At 36.0% G+C, this 16,923-nt stretch carries 14 protein-coding genes, 1 pseudogene and 1 riboswitch; of the genes and pseudogenes, 8 read left to right on the top strand and 7 right to left on the bottom strand.

Going from position 1 to position 16,923, the window contains the following annotated elements; translation table 11 throughout:
• Positions 1-11 precede the first annotated feature (11 nt).
• Positions 12-1,964: a 1,4-alpha-glucan branching protein GlgB gene (gene glgB, locus CALHY_RS10610; protein WP_013403949.1), complete on the bottom strand. Its 1,953-nt coding sequence runs from the start codon at positions 1,962-1,964 to the stop codon at positions 12-14.
• A gap of 304 nt (positions 1,965-2,268) precedes the next feature.
• On the opposite strand from glgB, the gene radC reads away from it, so the two are divergent.
• The 6 genes and pseudogenes from radC to CALHY_RS13930 form a co-directional block, all read left to right on the top strand.
• On the top strand, positions 2,269-2,961 hold the full coding sequence (gene radC, locus CALHY_RS10605; protein WP_013403948.1) for a RadC family protein: 693 nt from the start codon (positions 2,269-2,271) through the stop codon (positions 2,959-2,961).
• Between the two features lie 35 nt (positions 2,962-2,996).
• Positions 2,997-3,512, top strand: coding sequence for an HD-GYP domain-containing protein (locus tag CALHY_RS10600; protein ID WP_013403947.1), 516 nt, complete (start codon positions 2,997-2,999; stop codon positions 3,510-3,512).
• 81 nt (positions 3,513-3,593) lie between these two features.
• Positions 3,594-4,712, top strand: coding sequence for an HD-GYP domain-containing protein (locus CALHY_RS10595; RefSeq protein ID WP_013403946.1), 1,119 nt, complete (start codon positions 3,594-3,596; stop codon positions 4,710-4,712).
• A gap of 48 nt (positions 4,713-4,760) precedes the next feature.
• The gene (locus CALHY_RS10590) at positions 4,761-5,042 is read left to right on the top strand and encodes a response regulator (RefSeq protein WP_013403945.1); all 282 of its coding nucleotides are present in this window, start codon (positions 4,761-4,763) and stop codon (positions 5,040-5,042) included.
• A gap of 54 nt (positions 5,043-5,096) precedes the next feature.
• Positions 5,097-6,314, top strand: a complete 1,218-nt coding sequence (locus tag CALHY_RS10585; RefSeq protein WP_013403944.1) for an RNA-guided endonuclease InsQ/TnpB family protein — start codon at positions 5,097-5,099, stop codon at positions 6,312-6,314.
• A gap of 57 nt (positions 6,315-6,371) precedes the next feature.
• Positions 6,372-8,155 (top strand): annotated as a pseudogene (locus CALHY_RS13930) (PAS domain S-box protein); the annotation flags it as partial.
• Between the two features lie 133 nt (positions 8,156-8,288).
• On the opposite strand, the gene CALHY_RS10575 reads toward CALHY_RS13930, so the two are convergent.
• The 6 genes from CALHY_RS10575 to CALHY_RS10545 all read right to left on the bottom strand — a co-directional run bounded on the left by CALHY_RS10575 (position 8,289) and on the right by CALHY_RS10545 (position 14,011).
• Positions 8,289-9,812 carry a LysM peptidoglycan-binding domain-containing protein gene (locus CALHY_RS10575; RefSeq protein ID WP_013403943.1) on the bottom strand — a complete coding sequence of 508 codons (1,524 nt, stop codon included), beginning with the start codon at positions 9,810-9,812 and terminating at the stop codon, positions 8,289-8,291.
• 151 nt (positions 9,813-9,963) lie between these two features.
• The gene (gene ribH, locus CALHY_RS10570; RefSeq protein ID WP_013403942.1) at positions 9,964-10,431 is read right to left on the bottom strand and encodes a 6,7-dimethyl-8-ribityllumazine synthase; all 468 of its coding nucleotides are present in this window, start codon (positions 10,429-10,431) and stop codon (positions 9,964-9,966) included.
• Positions 10,418-11,626, bottom strand: a complete 1,209-nt coding sequence (gene ribB / locus CALHY_RS10565; protein ID WP_013403941.1) for a 3,4-dihydroxy-2-butanone-4-phosphate synthase — start codon at positions 11,624-11,626, stop codon at positions 10,418-10,420. Before ribB ends, ribH begins: the two co-directional genes overlap by 14 nt.
• Positions 11,627-11,631: 5 nt before the next feature.
• Positions 11,632-12,210 carry a riboflavin synthase gene (locus CALHY_RS10560; protein WP_013403940.1) on the bottom strand — a complete coding sequence of 193 codons (579 nt, stop codon included), beginning with the start codon at positions 12,208-12,210 and terminating at the stop codon, positions 11,632-11,634.
• On the bottom strand, positions 12,203-13,318 hold the full coding sequence (gene ribD / locus CALHY_RS10555) for a bifunctional diaminohydroxyphosphoribosylaminopyrimidine deaminase/5-amino-6-(5-phosphoribosylamino)uracil reductase RibD (protein WP_013403939.1): 1,116 nt from the start codon (positions 13,316-13,318) through the stop codon (positions 12,203-12,205). The genes CALHY_RS10560 and ribD overlap by 8 nt, the downstream gene beginning before the upstream one ends.
• 122 nt (positions 13,319-13,440) lie before the next feature.
• A riboswitch (FMN riboswitch) is annotated at positions 13,441-13,575 on the bottom strand.
• Positions 13,576-13,648: 73 nt separating this feature from the next.
• Positions 13,649-14,011 (bottom strand): hypothetical protein, encoded by a 363-nt coding sequence (locus tag CALHY_RS10545; protein ID WP_013403938.1) that lies wholly within the window; start codon positions 14,009-14,011, stop codon positions 13,649-13,651.
• A 260-nt stretch (positions 14,012-14,271) separates the two neighbouring features.
• Between CALHY_RS10545 and CALHY_RS10540 the strand changes: the two genes are divergently transcribed.
• Positions 14,272-15,258 (top strand): LacI family DNA-binding transcriptional regulator, encoded by a 987-nt coding sequence (locus tag CALHY_RS10540; RefSeq protein ID WP_013403937.1) that lies wholly within the window; start codon positions 14,272-14,274, stop codon positions 15,256-15,258.
• Positions 15,259-15,314: 56 nt separating this feature from the next.
• On the top strand, positions 15,315-16,823 hold the full coding sequence (gene xylB / locus CALHY_RS10535) for a xylulokinase (RefSeq protein WP_013403936.1): 1,509 nt from the start codon (positions 15,315-15,317) through the stop codon (positions 16,821-16,823).
• Positions 16,824-16,923 lie beyond the last annotated feature (100 nt).

The raw sequence follows: 16,923 nt of genomic DNA, 5'->3' as shown, positions 1-16,923 counted from the left end.
TAATCACCACCCTATGTCTGAATATTGTTGTCATTTTGATTCTTTTCTTCTTGAGTATTGAAAAATTCAATTGGTTTGAAAATCAAACACGAAAGCGCAGGAAGCCTAAATTCTATGCACTGGTTATATCCATGCCATACTTCATCAATTGTTTTAAGTTTTTCTGTGTTTACTATATTATTACCACCAAATTCAGCTTTATCACTGTTAAATACTTCCAAATACATACCCTTTCTTGGCACGCCTATTTTGTAATTTTCATATGAAGCAAGACCAAAGTTACAAATGACAACAAGGAAATCATCAGGGTCTTTTGAAAATCTCAGGTATGATATGACACTCTGTTGCCAGTTGTGAACGTCTATCCATCTAAAACCATCCATTTTGTTATCAAGCTCCCATAGAGCTTTGTTTTCTAAATAGAATCTATTTAAGCTTTTAACATACTGCTGAAGCATGCGGTGCATGGGGTAGTCCAAAAGTAGCCAGTCAAGCGATGCATAAAATCTCCATTCAATGAACTGACCAAACTCACCACCCATGAAAAGGAGCTTTTTGCCCGGATGTGTGTACATATAGCCATAAAGAAGTCTTATGTTTGCAAATTTCTGGTTGTAATCACCTGGCATCTTGTCAAGCAAAGATTTTTTTCCATGAACAACCTCATCGTGTGAAAACGGCAGAATAAAGTTTTCAGAAAATGCGTACATTATGGAAAATGTCAAAAGATTGTGATGATGTTTTCTCTCGTTGGGATGTTTTTGCAAGTACTTTAAAGTGTCGTTCATCCATCCCATGTTCCACTTGTAATTAAAGCCAAGCCCTCCGTCGTATGTTGGATATGTGACCAGAGGAAATGCAGTTGACTCTTCGGCAATCATCAGGACATTTGGATATTTTGAGAATATTGCCTTGTTGAGCTTTTTTATAAATTCAATTCCTTCTATGTTTTCATGTCCGCCATATCTATTTTTCTGGTTGTTGTTCATGTAGATGATGTGAGAAACAGCATCTACCCTTATTCCGTCAATGTGATAAACATCAAACCAAAACATGGCGCTTGAGACAAGAAAGCTTTGCACCTGTGGTTTTGAAAAGTCAAATGTGGCAGTACCCCATGTGTAGTTTTCTCTCAAAAGCTCATCCTCATATTCATATAAAAATGTTCCGTCAAACCTATAAAGTCCATGCTCATCTTTGCAAAAATGAGCTGGTACCCAGTCAACTATTACTCCAATTCCATTTTGGTGCATAATATCTACAAAATACATAAAATCCTCAATACTACCGTAGCGTGATGTGAGAGAAAAGTAACCTGTTGGCTGGTAACCCCATGACATGTCAAGAGGGTGTTCTAAAACTGGCAGAAGTTCTATGTGTGTATAGTTCATTTCTTTTATGTAGTCTACCAGCATGTGGGCAAGTTCGCGGTAATTATAAAACTCACCGGCCTTCTCTAAACTTCCATCCTTTTTCATTTTCCATGATGCAAGATGCACCTCATAAATGTTGATTGGCTTGTCATATGGTGGAGTTGTTTTTCTTTTTTCCATCCATTCCTGGTCATGCCACTCATAGTCCGGGATATTCCTTACGATTGATGCTGTGTTGGGACGAAGCTCAGAGTAGATTGCATACGGGTCAGCTTTTAAAACCCTTTTCCCATCAGCACCAATAATCTCATATTTGTAGAGCTCTCCTTCACCAATGCCTTCTACAAACAGCCACCAAAGTCCACTGCCATAAACTCTCATCATCTTGTGATTTTCGCCGCACCAATTATTAAAATTTCCAACAACAGACACGCTTTTAGCATTTGGTGCCCACACACAGAAAACTGTTCCAACCTTGCCTCTATAGTTTACAACCCTGCTCCCCAAGAACTTGTAACTTTCGAAGTGCTCTCCTGATTCAAATTTTTTTATGTCAGACAGGTAAATGGTAGATTTCACTTTTTTTATCATTAACACATACCCCTCCATCAAATAGATTTTGAAATGTTATGGGTTGAATGTGCACAGTGTAGTAACAGATTTAATGCAAAATATAATAAGCAAATTAATTAAAACAATTTGAGTCTGATTATATAAAACAGACAAAACTAATTTTGATTATAACATTATTGTAAAATTAAAGCAATCAGAAATTTTTTTCTCATAATGATTATTACCCAAAAATAAAGATTTTGATTATTTTTTCCTCAAATCAAAGATGATATAATAAGATTAAAATTTCAAAAAGAACCCATTTTATGGAGAGTGCATAAGAATGTCTCAAAACGTGCATGAAGGGCACAGAGAAAGGCTCAAAAGAAGATTTATCGAACAAGGGCTTGATGGTTTTGAAGATCATCAGGTGTTGGAGCTTCTTTTATTTTTCAGCATTCCAAGGAAAGACACAAATGAGATTGCACACAGGTTAATTTCAACTTTTGGAAGCATATCAAATGTATTTGAAGCTCACCCAAAAGAACTTCAAAAGGTAAAAGGCGTTGGAGAAAATTCTGCTATTTTGATATCTCTTATTTCTCAAATATCAAGAAGGTATCTTGTTGATAAAAATAGAAAAACCTTTCAGCTGAGGAATGTAGAAGTAGCAGCAGAGTACATAAAGAGTTTGTTTGTTGGCAGGAAAAATGAGGTGTTTTACGTTATTTGCCTTGATACCCAGTTAAATGTGATATATTCTGTGCCACTTTTTGAGGGTACAGTTAAAGAAGCAGTGGTATATCCGCGAAAAGTTGTTGAATGTGCTATTCGCTACAATGCAAGCAGTGTAATTTTGGCTCATAATCATCCAGGTGGGTCGGTAAGACCTTCAATGGATGACATTAAGACAACTCAGAAGATTGTTAATGCTCTTTCTACAATAGGTGTTGCCGTAAATGACCATTTTATAGTGGCCAAAGATGAGTATTACAGCTTTGCGCAAAATGGGATGCTGCCCCAGCCGCAGCTCTAAAGAAATATTTTATGTCACATGTAGGGTGTTTTTTAATGGATAAAAATGTAATGTGGGCATTCTTTTCCCTGCCCAACAGTGTTATGACACATTCAATCAATGTAGCCAAATTGTGTCAAAAATTTGCAGAACCTTTTGACCTCGATAGAAGGCTTCTTTTCACTTGTGGTTTGTTTCACGATATTGGGAAACTTTATATTGATGAGAGAATCCTTAACAAAAGAAGTTGCTTAACCAAAACTGAATTTGAAATTATGAAGCAACATACTCAATATGGATATGATTTATTAAAAGAATCAAATGTTAATGAATTAGTATGTTTATCAGCTTTATATCATCATGAGAGATTAAACGGAACAGGATATTGGAAGAAGAAAAAAGATGAACTACCAATAGTTGTACAAATAGTTGCTGTGGTGGATGTGTTTGAAGCAACTACGAGCTACAGACCTTATCGTTTTCCAAAGAGCAAAAAAGCAGCTTTGAGGATTCTAAAAGATACTGAACTGTTCAATAAAGAGATTGTTAGTGTACTTGAAAGTATAGTATAATTTCTAAAAACGGGTAAAGTATAAAAGTGTACCGTGGTACAAAACGTTTACCTTAGATTTTAGAAAAAGAGGAGACAGCAAATGAGGTTTGTTGACATCGACCATTTAGAAGAAGGAATGATTGTTGGAAAAGATATTGTAGATTTAAATGGAAATATTCTTCTCAGAGCTGGTGTGGTGCTCAATGATTTCTACATAGAAAGATTAAAGGAGAAAAAATTTAATGGTATATATATCGAAGATGAAATCTCCTATGGGATAATTCCTTCAGATGTGATTCCTCAGCAGTTAAAGTTGAAAATGATGAAAATATTACATCTTATTGCTGAAAAGGAATTATCTTACGACTCGAGTATTGAAGAGATTAAAAAGGTTATAATTGATGTAGTGGAAGAATTAACAAGAACTGATGCCTATCTTAATATTGTTGAATTAAAATCAATTGATGAATATTTATACTCTCATTCTGTGAATACTACGTTAATTTCATTATTGATAGGTATCGAAATGAAGTTAAATAAGAACGAGTTATACAATTTAGGAATGTCGGCATTATTACATGATATTGGCAAAAAATTTATAGGTCAAGAAATACTAAATAAACCAGGAAAGTTAACAGAAGAAGAGTTTGAGAAGGTAAAGATGCATCCTATATGGGGTTATAAATATGCAAAGGATATGGGTTTTTCCCTGTTGGTATGTAGTGGGATAATAGACCATCATGAAAAATACAATGGAGAAGGTTATCCTAATAAGAAAAAAGGAAAGCAGATTAGCCTTTATGGCAGAATTATTTCTGTAGCAGATGTGTATGACGCTTTAATATCTACCAGAACTTACAGAAAGGCTTTTCCACCCCATGAGGCTTTTGAATACATAATCTCTCAGGCAGGAATTCATTTTGATAATGAAGTAGTCAATGGATTTATGCATCGAGTTTTCCCTTATCCTGTAGGGACGATTGTGCAACTGAGTAATGGGATGGTTGGAATAGTAGTTAGGAACCATAGAAGTTTTCCTTTGAGGCCAGATGTAAAGGTATTAAAAATAAAAGATGATTTTGTTGATGAACCATATTTATTAGAGTTGACAAAAAACCTGAACATAACCATTTTATCTTCACTTAACGACTTTACAAATGAAAAGTCAAATTCAATTGCTGATACAAAAGAAGAAAATAAATTAAATTGTAAGTATTAAATTTTAAGTCATTAAAAGTGGGGTATGAGGAGAGAGGTAGCACTACTGATGGATGGAGTTAGCTGTAAAAAGATTTTAATTGTAGAGGACAGTAGACTAAGTGCCCAGATTACCGCAGAAATTTTAGGCAAGTACGGTTATTGTGCAGAGATAGTAACTACAGGGGAAGATGCTATTGAGAGACTGAAGAGCCGCAATGATATTGATCTAATTCTTACGGATATTGAACTTGAAGGGAAGATTGACGGGATAGAAACTACTTACTTAATTCAACAGTTTTCGGATATTCCTATTTTATCGAGAATTAAGCAAGAAGACTCCATCTTCTAAAAGATGGAGATGAATTGCTAAAAATATGGTACAATATTCTTCAGGTGATGTTAAATGTACAAAACTCAGAAAAATCATATAAGATGTGATAAACAAACATACAGACTACTGCGAATGCTTTGCCATTTTTCAAAAAACTTGTACAATTATGCTTTGTATCAAGTAAGGCAACACTATTTTAAAACTCAGGAATATCTGCGATATGAAAGTGTATATCATCTTGTGAAAGAAAACGAAAATTACAGACTTTTGCCATCACAGGTTGCTCAGCAAACACTTATTTCTGTAGATGAAACATTTAAATCCTTTTTAGGTCTTTTGAAAGCCAAAAAAGAAGAGAAAACAGATAAAAAAGTTTCAATACCAAAATATCTGCCAAAGGACGGGATGTACCAAATTGTTTTTCCTAAGGATCAGTTCAAAATGGAAGGCAAAAAAGTACGATTGAGTCTTGGTAGGGGTTTTGCGAAAGAGTTTGGTGTAAGATACTTGTATTTTGAACTGCCACAAATTATTTCAGACAAAAAGCTCAGTGAAGTCAGGATAATACCGAAGTTTTGTGGCAGATGGTTTGAGATTGAGTATGTGTATGAGGAAAAAGAACAGATGAACATTCTTGACCCGAGCAGATATTTAGCGATAGATTTAGGAGTAAACAATTTTGCTGCTATTGTTGATACCATTGGGACTGCCTTTTTGATAGAGGGTAGGTTTTTAAAATCAGTCAACCGATGGTACAACAAACAAAGGGCAAGACTTCAAAGTGTATACTCAAAACAGGGAATCAAAATGGGCTCAAAACTTGCAAAGATTTCTCTAAAAAGACAGCATATAATTGACAATTTTTTAAATCAGACTGTGAATTTTGTAATTAAGCACTGTTTAGAAAAGAGGATAGGTAATATAGTGGTAGGGCAGTTAGAAGATATCAAACAGGGGATAAATCTTGGTAGGGTGAATAATCAAAATTTTGTGAGTATACCATATGACAAGTTCAAGAGAAAATTGGAAGCAAAATGCAAGCACTATGGTATAAGGTACATGGAAATAGATGAGAGCTATACATCACAAAGATGCAGCAGATGTGGGATAGTAGATAAGAGCAATAGGAAACACAGGGGATTGTACGTATGCAGAAGATGTGGGCATGTAGTTAATGCAGATATAAATGGGGCAATAAATATAGTTGAGAAAGTAGCTGGTGAGTCTGTGAAGAAGCAGATAACCAGTAGTGGGTGTGTGAACCACCCTGTGAGAATAAGGGTAGCTTGAAAGCCTACCAAACTTCTCACAAAGCCACCACCTCTATAGGTGGGCGGTAGTTCACTTCTTACTGCTAACACAAGTAGAGAGATTATGGAAAAAATCCGCTCAATTACGGGGTATGGCTATGTAGTAAAAGGAATGGATGAGCATATACTTATCTCTATTATAGAAATGGCTTTTAAATTGTATGAGACAAACAAGAGAGTAAAAAAAGAACAGGAGCTTTTTCATAGTTTATTTGACTCAAGTGATGCAATTATGCTGATTATTGATCCTGAAACAGGAAAGATTATGGGTGCAAATAGAGCAGCTTGCAATTTTTATGGTTATCCTAAGGAAGTATTTTTGCAAATGAATGTAGAAGCAATTCTTTGTTCTACCAGAGTAGAAGCTTTGAAGAAATACGAAGAAACCTTAAGGAATGGTAATAATTCACTGATTTGTATTCATCGATTGGCAAATGGAGAAGAGCGAATAGTAGAAGTTTATCCATCTTATATACATCATGAAAATAAGGTGGTGTTATATTTAATAATATTTGACATTACTGAGCGCTGGAGAGTTGAAGAAGAACTGATGCTTTACAAACGTTTATTTGAAGATTCACTCAACGAAATATATATATATTTTCTCCTGAAACCCTAAAGTTTCTCGCTGTAAATCGTGGAGCACGAAAAAATTTAGGATATACTGAGGAGGAACTAAAAGCTCTCACTCCACTTGATTTAAAACCTGAATTTGATTTGGAAAGTTTCAAAAAATTGCTTTCTGACTTAACTTATAGTGAAAACAACCACATTGTTTTCACTACTGTTCACCGCCGGAAAGATGGCTCTCTTTATCCAGTAGAAGTCCATCTCCAACTTGTACAATATATGGGTAAAAAGTTATGTATAGCCTTTATAATTGATATAAGTGAACGCATCCAGATGGAGAAAGAGCTAAGGGAACAAAACAAGATCTTAAGTATCATCACCGAATATGTTCACGATGCTATTATAATGCTTGATAGTGAAGGGTGTATAACATTTTGGAATCCTGCGGCAGAAAGACTATTAGGCTATTCCAAAGAGGAAGTAATGGGGGCTGAGTTACATAGATTAGTTATAAATGACGAAAAAGTGTACCACCTTTATAAAGAGGGTTTTAAGAAATTTCAACAAACTGGCAAAGGAGCTGTTTTAGGGAAAACAATAGAATTGAAGGCGAAACACAAAAAAGGTCATGAAATCTATGTTGAACTTTCTCTTTCTGCTGTGAAGATTAATAATGCATGGCATGCAATAGGAATTTTGCGTGATATAACTGAACGAAAGAAATTCGAAAAACTAATTTATAAGCAATCTATTACTGACTCATTAACGAACATTTACAATCGTCGATTTTTTATGCAAATGTTAGAAAAAGAGATAGAGCGAACGAAGAGAAATGGGAAGTCATTTTCTCTTATTATGTTTGACTTAGACCACTTTAAAAAAATAAATGATAATTTTGGACATGCCATGGGAGATGTAGTGCTCAAGAGAGTTGCTGAGACGGTAAAGAGAAGGATACGCAAAACCGACTATTTTGCACGGTGGGGAGGTGAAGAGTTTATAATTCTATTGCCAGAGACTTCGGTGAATAATGCTGTAAAAGTGGCCGAAGAGCTTCGTGAACATATAAGCAGTATGAAACTACCAGTGGTTGGGCATGTGACTGCGAGCTTTGGTGTAGCAGGATTCAAAGAGCAAGATACAATTGATAGTATTCTTGTACGTGTAGATGATCTGCTCTATGAAGCTAAGAAAGCAGGGAGAAATTGTGTGAAGAGTGAAAGTGAGAAAATAAAGTATGAGACCATATAGGGCGATGCAGTGCAAGATTTTTTAACAAAAACTACTGTTTTAGTGTATTTTAATATAAAGAGTAAGGGATTAGTAATGACAAGAAGTTACTAATCCCTTTTAATTTTGTTTAATAGTATTACTCGTTCCTTCTTTATCTTAAGCCTGCTGCAACCGAAACTGTCAGCTGATGCTGAGGGTCAATTTGATTGTCTTTGTGGCGAAGTCCATTGAATGTATACACATCAAAATGTCCATCCATTCCATTTACAATTGTATCAAGGTTTGGACCGTAGCCATATCCACCGCTTCTGTTTGCAACATTTTGATTGTAAGGAACGCCGTCCACCCCTGCGTGTGGCATGCCAGAAACTGACACGGCTATTCTTCTTCCTTTTACTTCAAGTATGAACGGACGTCTTTCCCATGTCCAGCTGCCACCAAATATCTCTTTCATGATTTGAGTGTCTTTAAAGCTCAAGGTTTCTACATCGGCATGGCTTGCACCCATTGTCCTTTTTGCAAAGAAATATTTTCCTGTCTGGATGTCAATAAACTTGCCAACGCTGCCGATTGGGAATACATAATTTCCCTGCGAAAACCAGTCGAGCATTTCAACTCCGTACTCATTTAAATGCACAGCAACTGTGTGAACAGGCACTTTTAAGGTTTGTCCTGCATAGATGTATGAGTTTTCATTCAAATTATTTGCCGACATAAGTTCATAGTCGGGTATTCCAAATTTTACTGCAATCGACCATATTGTATCTCCACTTTGCACCTTGTAGTATGTATAGCTTACATAGTCACCTGAAGTATCAACAGGTATATAAGAATAAAAATAGCTACTTGGTTTTGAGACGTCAGAAATATCTTGTTTTATATCTACTGCCCAGATTGAAACAAAGCCAGTTCCTTTTGCTGATGAAATTTTATAGAATTCTGATTGCTTTCCAATGATGTTTACAGTTTGTCCTTGGGTAAGATAAAATAGATTTTGTGCTGACGAAGATGGAAAAGCTTTTACATATGTCCACCACTTTATTATTCCAGTAATTTGGACAGGGTTAATACTTACCTTTTTTACAATTAGCTTTTGTCCAACATAGAGTGTGTCGCTTGTAAGGCTATTGAGGCTTTTAATAGTTTCAATAGATGTTCCGAAAGTTTGAGACAATATCCAGAGAGAGTCACCGCTTTGAACACTGTAGACTATGTAGTTTCCGTTTGGCTTGAATATCATTCGTTTTCCTGATGTATAATGACGATATTCAAATAAATTCAAGTAAGTTTTGAAAGTAGAATAAGGTACACAAATTCTATTTTGTATGATTTGCATTGGTCCGTCCATATAAAAGTTTTTTCCATTGAATGTCACCACATTGCTATCGAGCTTGAATATAAGTTCATTTTGGTCAACGATAAGCTTTGACTGAAGAAAGTTATAGTCTTTTGGATCGAAAGCAAAACTTCCACCCAGTATCCTTGAAAGTTCATAAGGAGAGAGATATGCTACTGAACTTTTGTTAATAATGGTGATATAAGATGGGTTGCCATTTGCATCAAAAAATAGAGCTTCTTCTTTTTGAATATCAGAGGCAAACGAAGGAGAAACTATGACTAAAGATAAGACTATAGCAGTAGTAACAAACAGCCAAAGTCTCAATAATCTTTTCATAAAAACCCCGCCTCTTTCAAAAGTTTTAATATATTTTCATTATAAAGCCAGGTTTTTATTCAGCTCAAATGAAATACTTTCCAAAGTGACCAAATGTCATTTTTAAAAGTATAAAAGAAAAGTTGGCTCTTTTATTGAGCCAACTTTTTCTCTAAAAAGAAATATTTTTCATCAAATTTGCCATCTCCAGGGCAGACAGAGCTGCGTCAAATCCTTTGTTTCCTGCTTTCGTGCCCGCTCTTTCGATTGCCTGGTCAACTGTGTCGCATGTCAGAACACCAAATATGACTGGAACTTCTTGTTCTAAGGAGACGTTTGCAATGCCTTTTGATACTTCTGCGCTTACATACTCAAAATGTGGTGTGCTGCCGCGAATCACTGCACCAAGTACAATTATTGCATTGTATTTTTTTGACTTTGCAAGCTTTTTAGCAACAAGTGGTATTTCAAAAGCACCTGGTACATAATATACGTCGATATTTTCACTGTCCACATCATGCCGCTTAAGACCATCTAAGCATCCTTTTAAAAGCTCATCTGTGATAAATGAGTTAAACCTTGAAATGACAATTGCAAATTTCAAATCTTTTCCTTGAAAGCTACCTTCAAAAGTTCTCAAAGCCATCCTCTCCTTTTATTAAGATTTCATGCTTTTTCTTTAATATTTTCGAATGTATATATTTCCTATTATATGGATTTATAACAATCGGAATAGATATTCTCTTTAAAATCTCAATTCCGCAATCCTGCAAAAAAGAAACCTTTTCAGGATTGGATGTTGCAAGATTAATTTTGCTTATACCAAAGAACCTTAAAATATGCAGAGCATCGAAGTAATCTCTTAAATCATCGTCAAAGCCCAGTAGATTGTTTGCCTCATAGGTATCAAAACCTTGCTGTTGAAGTGCATATGCCTTTATTTTATTGGCAAATCCAATTCCTCTTCCTTCCTGGTCAAGATAAATGAGCATGCAGTTTTTGTTCTCTGCCATAAACTGCAAGAAAAATTCAAGCTGCTGATGACAGTCGCACCTTAAACTGTGAAAAACATCTCCCGTTTTGCACGAAGAGTGTATTCTTACATTTACCGGCTGGCTTGGATTAAAGGTCTCATTTATTAGCACAGCATGTTCTTTTTGAGAAAAATAGTTTTTGAAAGCAAAAATTTTAAACTTTCCATACTGTGTGGGAAGGTCTGCCTCAGCTTCTTTTTGGACTGTGGAGTGGCTTAATAGAATATATTTTTCAATCTCATCAATTGTGGTAACAGGTATTGAAAACCTCTTTGCCAAGCTTTTTACATACTCTTTGTTATGACTGTCTCCTTTTTCGTCTAAGATTTCAATCATCACTGCAGCAGGAAAAAGCTTTGAGATTCTGCAAAGTTCTACAGCAGCCTCTGTATGACCTTTTCTTGCAAGAACACCTCCTTCATGAGCAACAACAGGGTTTACATGCCCAGGAATTTTAAAGTCAGAAGCCGTTGCATTTGGATTTGCAAGCTCTTTGCTTGTTTTGCTCCTTTCTTTAGCAGTTATACCTGTTTTTGTGTCTTTGTGGTCAACTGTAACTGTGAAAGTGCAACTGTCTTTAGTGTTATAAGGAACGTATAAATTCAAGCGCTCTTGAATTTCTTTGTCTATAGCAACACAGAACATTCCCTTAGCGTGATTTAAGACAAAACTTATCTTTTCAGGTGTTGAAAACTGAGCGGGCAGAATTAAGTCTGCCTCATCTTCACGGTTTTGGCTGTCAAATACTATGACAAATTCTCCATTTTTAAAACTTTCTATTACATTTTTCAAGCCGTACATTTATATCACCTCAAATTTTCTTTCACAATCTTTGCAATGTAGTCAAATTCAATGTTTACCCAGTCACCAACCTTTTTGTACTTCAAGGTAGTATTTTCAATAGTGTGTGGAATCAAAGATATTGTAAAGTATGTGTCAAAGACATCTACAACTGTAAGAGAAATACCGTCAATTGCAACAGAACCTTTTTTGATAACAAGGCCTTTGAAATCTTCAGATGGCTTTATCCCAATTATTCTACTTTTTCCCTGAATTTTTTGCATACAGATTGTGCCAATACAGTCAACATGGCCAAGAACAATATGACCGCCAATTCTGTCTCCCATCTTCAAAGCAGGTTGTAAGTTTACAGGCATCCCCTCTTTTAAAAATTTAAGTGTTGTTCTTTCAATTGTTTCAGGTGACAGGTCAAAATCAAAAATTCTATTTGAAATATTTGTAACTGTCAAGCACACACCATCAACTGCTATACTGTCACCAATTTTTGCATCTATCTTTTTCACTTCTATACTCAGCTTTACAATATCCTCAATTTTTCTTATTGAAACAACCCTGCCAACCTCTTCAACAATACCGCTAAACATAACTTATATCTCCTTCAATAATGGTAGAGTTTTTAAAGGTTGTGACTTTTGTATTTACAAGCTTTGGGAAAAGGTCTTCAAAGCCTTCTGAGCCTACCACACCTTTTGTGTGCTGCCCACCAATGAAAACATTGAATATCAATGAATACCAGTAATCTGCAATTCTTTGTTTCAAAAGAGAAAAGTTTAATAAACTTCCTCCCTCAACAAGGACTGATACTATCTTTTGCTGTGCAAGTTTTGAAAACACATCTGAAAGTTCAAGATGACCATCTTCTGACGACTTTGCAAAAATTATTTTTATTCCTTTTTGAGAAAGAAGATCTATTTTTTGAGTATCATTTACATTTTCGCTGCACACAATGTAGGTAGAATACTCATCAGAGGTTTTTACAATATTGCATTCAAAAGGAATTCGAAGTTTTGAATCAAGCACAACTCTTATGGGCTGCCTTACAATCTGGCCATACCTTGCATTTAAAATTGGATTATCTGAAATTACAGTATTTACAGACACCAAAGTGGCCATATATTTCTGACGAAGGCTGTGCACAAAGACGTTTTCTTCTTCAGTATTAAACAGAAATCTCTTATTTGAGGGTGTTGCAATTTTTCCATCAATACTGTGGGCAACTTTTATAGCGATATAGGGAATGCCTGTCTTCATGTACTTAAAAAAATCTTTGTTGATACTTTCTGCTTCTTTTTCCAACACGCCTTCTACAACCTCAATTCCATGTTGTTTTAAAATTTGTATACCCTTGCCATTGACAAAGGGATTTGGGTCTCTTGTGGCAATCACAACCTTTTTAATCCCACTTTTTATAATTGCTTCTGTACAAGGTGGCTGTTTGCCAAAATGACAGCAGGGCTCTAAAGAGACATACATTGTTGCGTTTTTGAGACTATAGCCATTTTTTATTGCATCCTCGATTGCCAAAACTTCTGCATGCTTTTCACCATACTTTTGATGATATCCTTTTCCAATTATTGTTCCGTTTTTTACAATCACGCATCCCACTCTTGGGTTAGGCAGCACCAAAGGTGAGGCTTTCTTTGCAAGCTCAAGTGCCATGTTCATGTAATAACTGTGCGAAAGGGACCTCAAAAGTATCCTCCCCTCTGCCAGAAATTTGTACACAAAAAAATTAAAGCCTCGAAAGTGTTTTTCCACCTTCGAGGCTTGCAAGCTTGTGTTTTATGATGTATAAGAAAATCTTCCTTACACATCCACTCCTTCTCCCATCCGGACTGTAACCGTTGGCACCGGAATTTCACCGGTTCTGCAAAAGCTGCAAGTAGGACAGCTTTTGCTCGCGGGCTTTTACCGCCAGTGGGGAATTTCACCCCGCCCCGAAGGATGGACTTTTACCATTAGCTTATATTCGATTTTATACTTCATTATATTCATAAGTTTTCAAAATTTCAATAGCAAAATTTACCTTATCCAAACTTTGTAAACTACAGCAAGGCTTAAGGCCAACAATGGAAGGCCAAGATAAATTAGTTCGAATTTTTTGCTTGTAATTCCTACAATCAAAAACACAATTATACTCAAAATTATGCCAAAAGCTAAAAATAACCCTAAAAATTTTTTAAAATTTTTCGTAAACTTTGTTCCAAAAACAAAAGGGAAAAGAATAAATTCTATCATTGCAATTAAAACGATAGCCAAAACAATGGTTCCTAAAGTATAGAAAACATTTTTTGCAAAAACTGAACTAATCACCGAACCAATAACTGCTAATGTAGCAAGAGAATAGAAAAATATTCTATAAATTTTAATTAGTTTTTCATTCATTTAAAAATCCTCCTACAAAGCGTGTGAAAAACTTCTGCTGTATTATGTTTACTTCCATTTTATTTAAAAAAAGAAATATCCGCAATTATCAATATCACTTCTTTGCTCAAATTTTTTAGTATCCTTAGATATCATTTATTAATTTTTGTTGAAAAACCAACTACCAATGTGATAAAGTATATATCAAAGAATAATCGAAATCGCTTACAACACCTGTATTTGATAAAATTAAAAAAGTAAAATGAAAGGGGGCAGAGTATTTGCCGTCAATTGAGGATGTTGCAAAAAGAGCTGGTGTTTCAAAGGCAACTGTATCAAGAGTTATAAATGGAACAGCGAATGTATCTGAGAAAAAGAAAAAGGCTGTTTTGGAAGCTATTAAAGCTTTAAATTACACTCCAAATGTAACAGCTAAAAATTTAGCAAGAAGAAAGACAGATACAATAGGAATCATAATCCAACAGCTCAGCAGCTGGTTTTACAGTGAAGTTGTGGGTTTACTCAACCAATATATAACCCAGCGGGGATACGGGGCTATATTTTGTCAGCTGATAGACAATATTGACTACTTCAAATTCTTGGTAGGTAGAGTGGATGGAGTCATAGTTTTTGGATATAAAAGCATTGATAAGCAAGCGTTAAAACTTTTGCATGCTAACAATGTTCCAGTTGTTCTTGCAGAAAACAACACTGAATTTACAAATGTTCCGAGGATAAATGTAAATAACCTGCAAGGTGGCTACATTGCAACAAAGTACCTTATCGAAAAAGGTTGCAGGAAAATCGTACATATATCAGGTCCACTTGAGTCTTTTGAAAGTGTTGCAAGATATGAGGGATACAAGGCAGCATTAAGAGACTTTGGAGTAGAATTTGATCAGGAACTTGTCATCGAGGGAGATTTTATGTTTCAAAAGGCATATGAAAATACGAAAAAGCTTTTACAAAACAAAAGAATAGATGGCATATTTGCAGCAAACGACCTTATGGCATATGCAAGCATGTACGCATTGGATGAGATGGGAATATCTGTTCCAAATGATGTGAAGGTAGTCGGGTTTGACGATGTGGATTTGGTAGGGCTTCAGCTCAGCAAAATGCCAAGACTTACAACAGTTCGCCAGCCAATTGACCTTATGGCAAAGACAGCTTGTGATATTCTTTTTGAAAAAATAGATGACCCGACCAAAAAATTTGAAAGTGAATATATTCTTGACACTCAGCTTATAATAAGACAGTCTGCGTAAAATATATTTTCAATATAAAAATTCAAGAAAAAATTCAAGAAAGGAAGGTGTTTTGGATGTATTTTATTGGAATTGACGTTGGAACATCTGGGACAAAGACCATTTTAACTGACTCCAAAGGGAACATCTTGGCAACAGCAACATTTGAGTATCCTCTTTATCAGCCTCAGATTGGCTGGGCTGAGCAAAATCCAGAAGACTGGTGGGATGCAAGCGTTAAAGGAATTAAAGCTGTGCTTGAAAAGTCAAAGGTAGATCCCAAGGAAGTTAAGGCTGTGGGACTTACCGGGCAGATGCACGGGCTTGTGATGCTTGACAAAAACTACAACGTTATAAGACCATCAATCATCTGGTGTGACCAGAGAACGGCAAAAGAATGTGATGAAATAACAGAAAAGATTGGCAAGGAAAGACTTATTGAAATTACAGCAAACCCTGCACTGACAGGTTTTACAGCGTCAAAGATTTTGTGGGTGAGGAACAACGAGCCCCAAAACTATGAGAAGGTCTACAAGATTTTGCTTCCCAAAGACTATATAAGATTTAAGCTTACAGGCGAGTTTGCAACAGATGTGTCGGATGCATCCGGTATGCAGCTTTTGGACATTAAAAACAGGTGCTGGTCTGATGAGGTACTTGAAAAGCTTGAGATAGACAAAGATCTTCTTGGAAAAGTCTATGAGTCGCCAGAGGTTACAGGAAAAGTGAGCAGGCAAGCAAGTGAGATTACAGGTCTTTGGGAAGGGACGCTTGTTGTTGCAGGTGGAGGAGATCAGGCAGCAGGTGCTGTTGGAAATGGCATAGTAAAGACGGGTGTGATTTCATCTACAATTGGTTCGTCTGGCGTTGTTTTTGCCCATCTTGACGAGTTTAAGATTGACCCACAGGGAAGGGTTCACACATTTTGTCATGCAGTGCCGGGAAAATGGCACGTTATGGGTGTAACACAAGGTGCCGGACTTTCTCTTAAGTGGTTTAGAGACAACTTTGCTCATATCGAAAAGGCTGCGTTTGAGTTTATTGACAAAGACCCATACATTTTGATGGACCAGGAGGCAGAACTTGCAAACCCTGGTTCAGATGGACTTGTCTTCCTGCCATATTTGATGGGGGAAAGAACGCCCATTTTGGACCCGTACGCAAAGGGGATATTCTTTGGGATAACGGCAAAGCATACACGAAGAGAGTTCATTAGAGCTGTCATGGAAGGTGTTGTATTTTCACTTAAAAACTGTCTTGATATTTTACATGAGATGGGCATTGAGGTAAAAGAGGTGAGAGTTTCAGGTGGTGGTGCAAAGAGCAAGCTCTGGAGACAGATGCAGGCAGACATATTTGAGATGGATGTATGGACACTGAATTCCAAAGAAGGACCTGCGTTTGGTGCGGCTATCTTGGCAACTGTTGGTGCAGGGGTGTATAATAAGGTCGAAGAGGCTTGCGATACTATGATTCAGAAGGTTGAAAGCTGTAGTCCAAATAAAGACTTATTTGAAGTATATAGAAAGACTTATAAACTTTATAATAGCATATATCCAAGAGTAAAAGATTTATTTAACATGTAAGAGAGCCGTGTTTGGCTCTCTTTTTTGTCATTTTGTTTGAAGGATTTTTGTGCCTTTTGTCGAAATAATAAGGTGTGTGACTTTTTTGACAGGGGGACTG

Source organism: Caldicellulosiruptor hydrothermalis 108 (assembly GCF_000166355.1).
In the GTDB taxonomy this organism is placed as follows: Bacteria; Bacillota; Thermoanaerobacteria; order Caldicellulosiruptorales; family Caldicellulosiruptoraceae; genus Caldicellulosiruptor; species Caldicellulosiruptor hydrothermalis.
The sequence above is the reverse complement of the archived record's forward strand: the minus strand, read 5'-3'. Positions and strand labels throughout refer to the sequence as shown.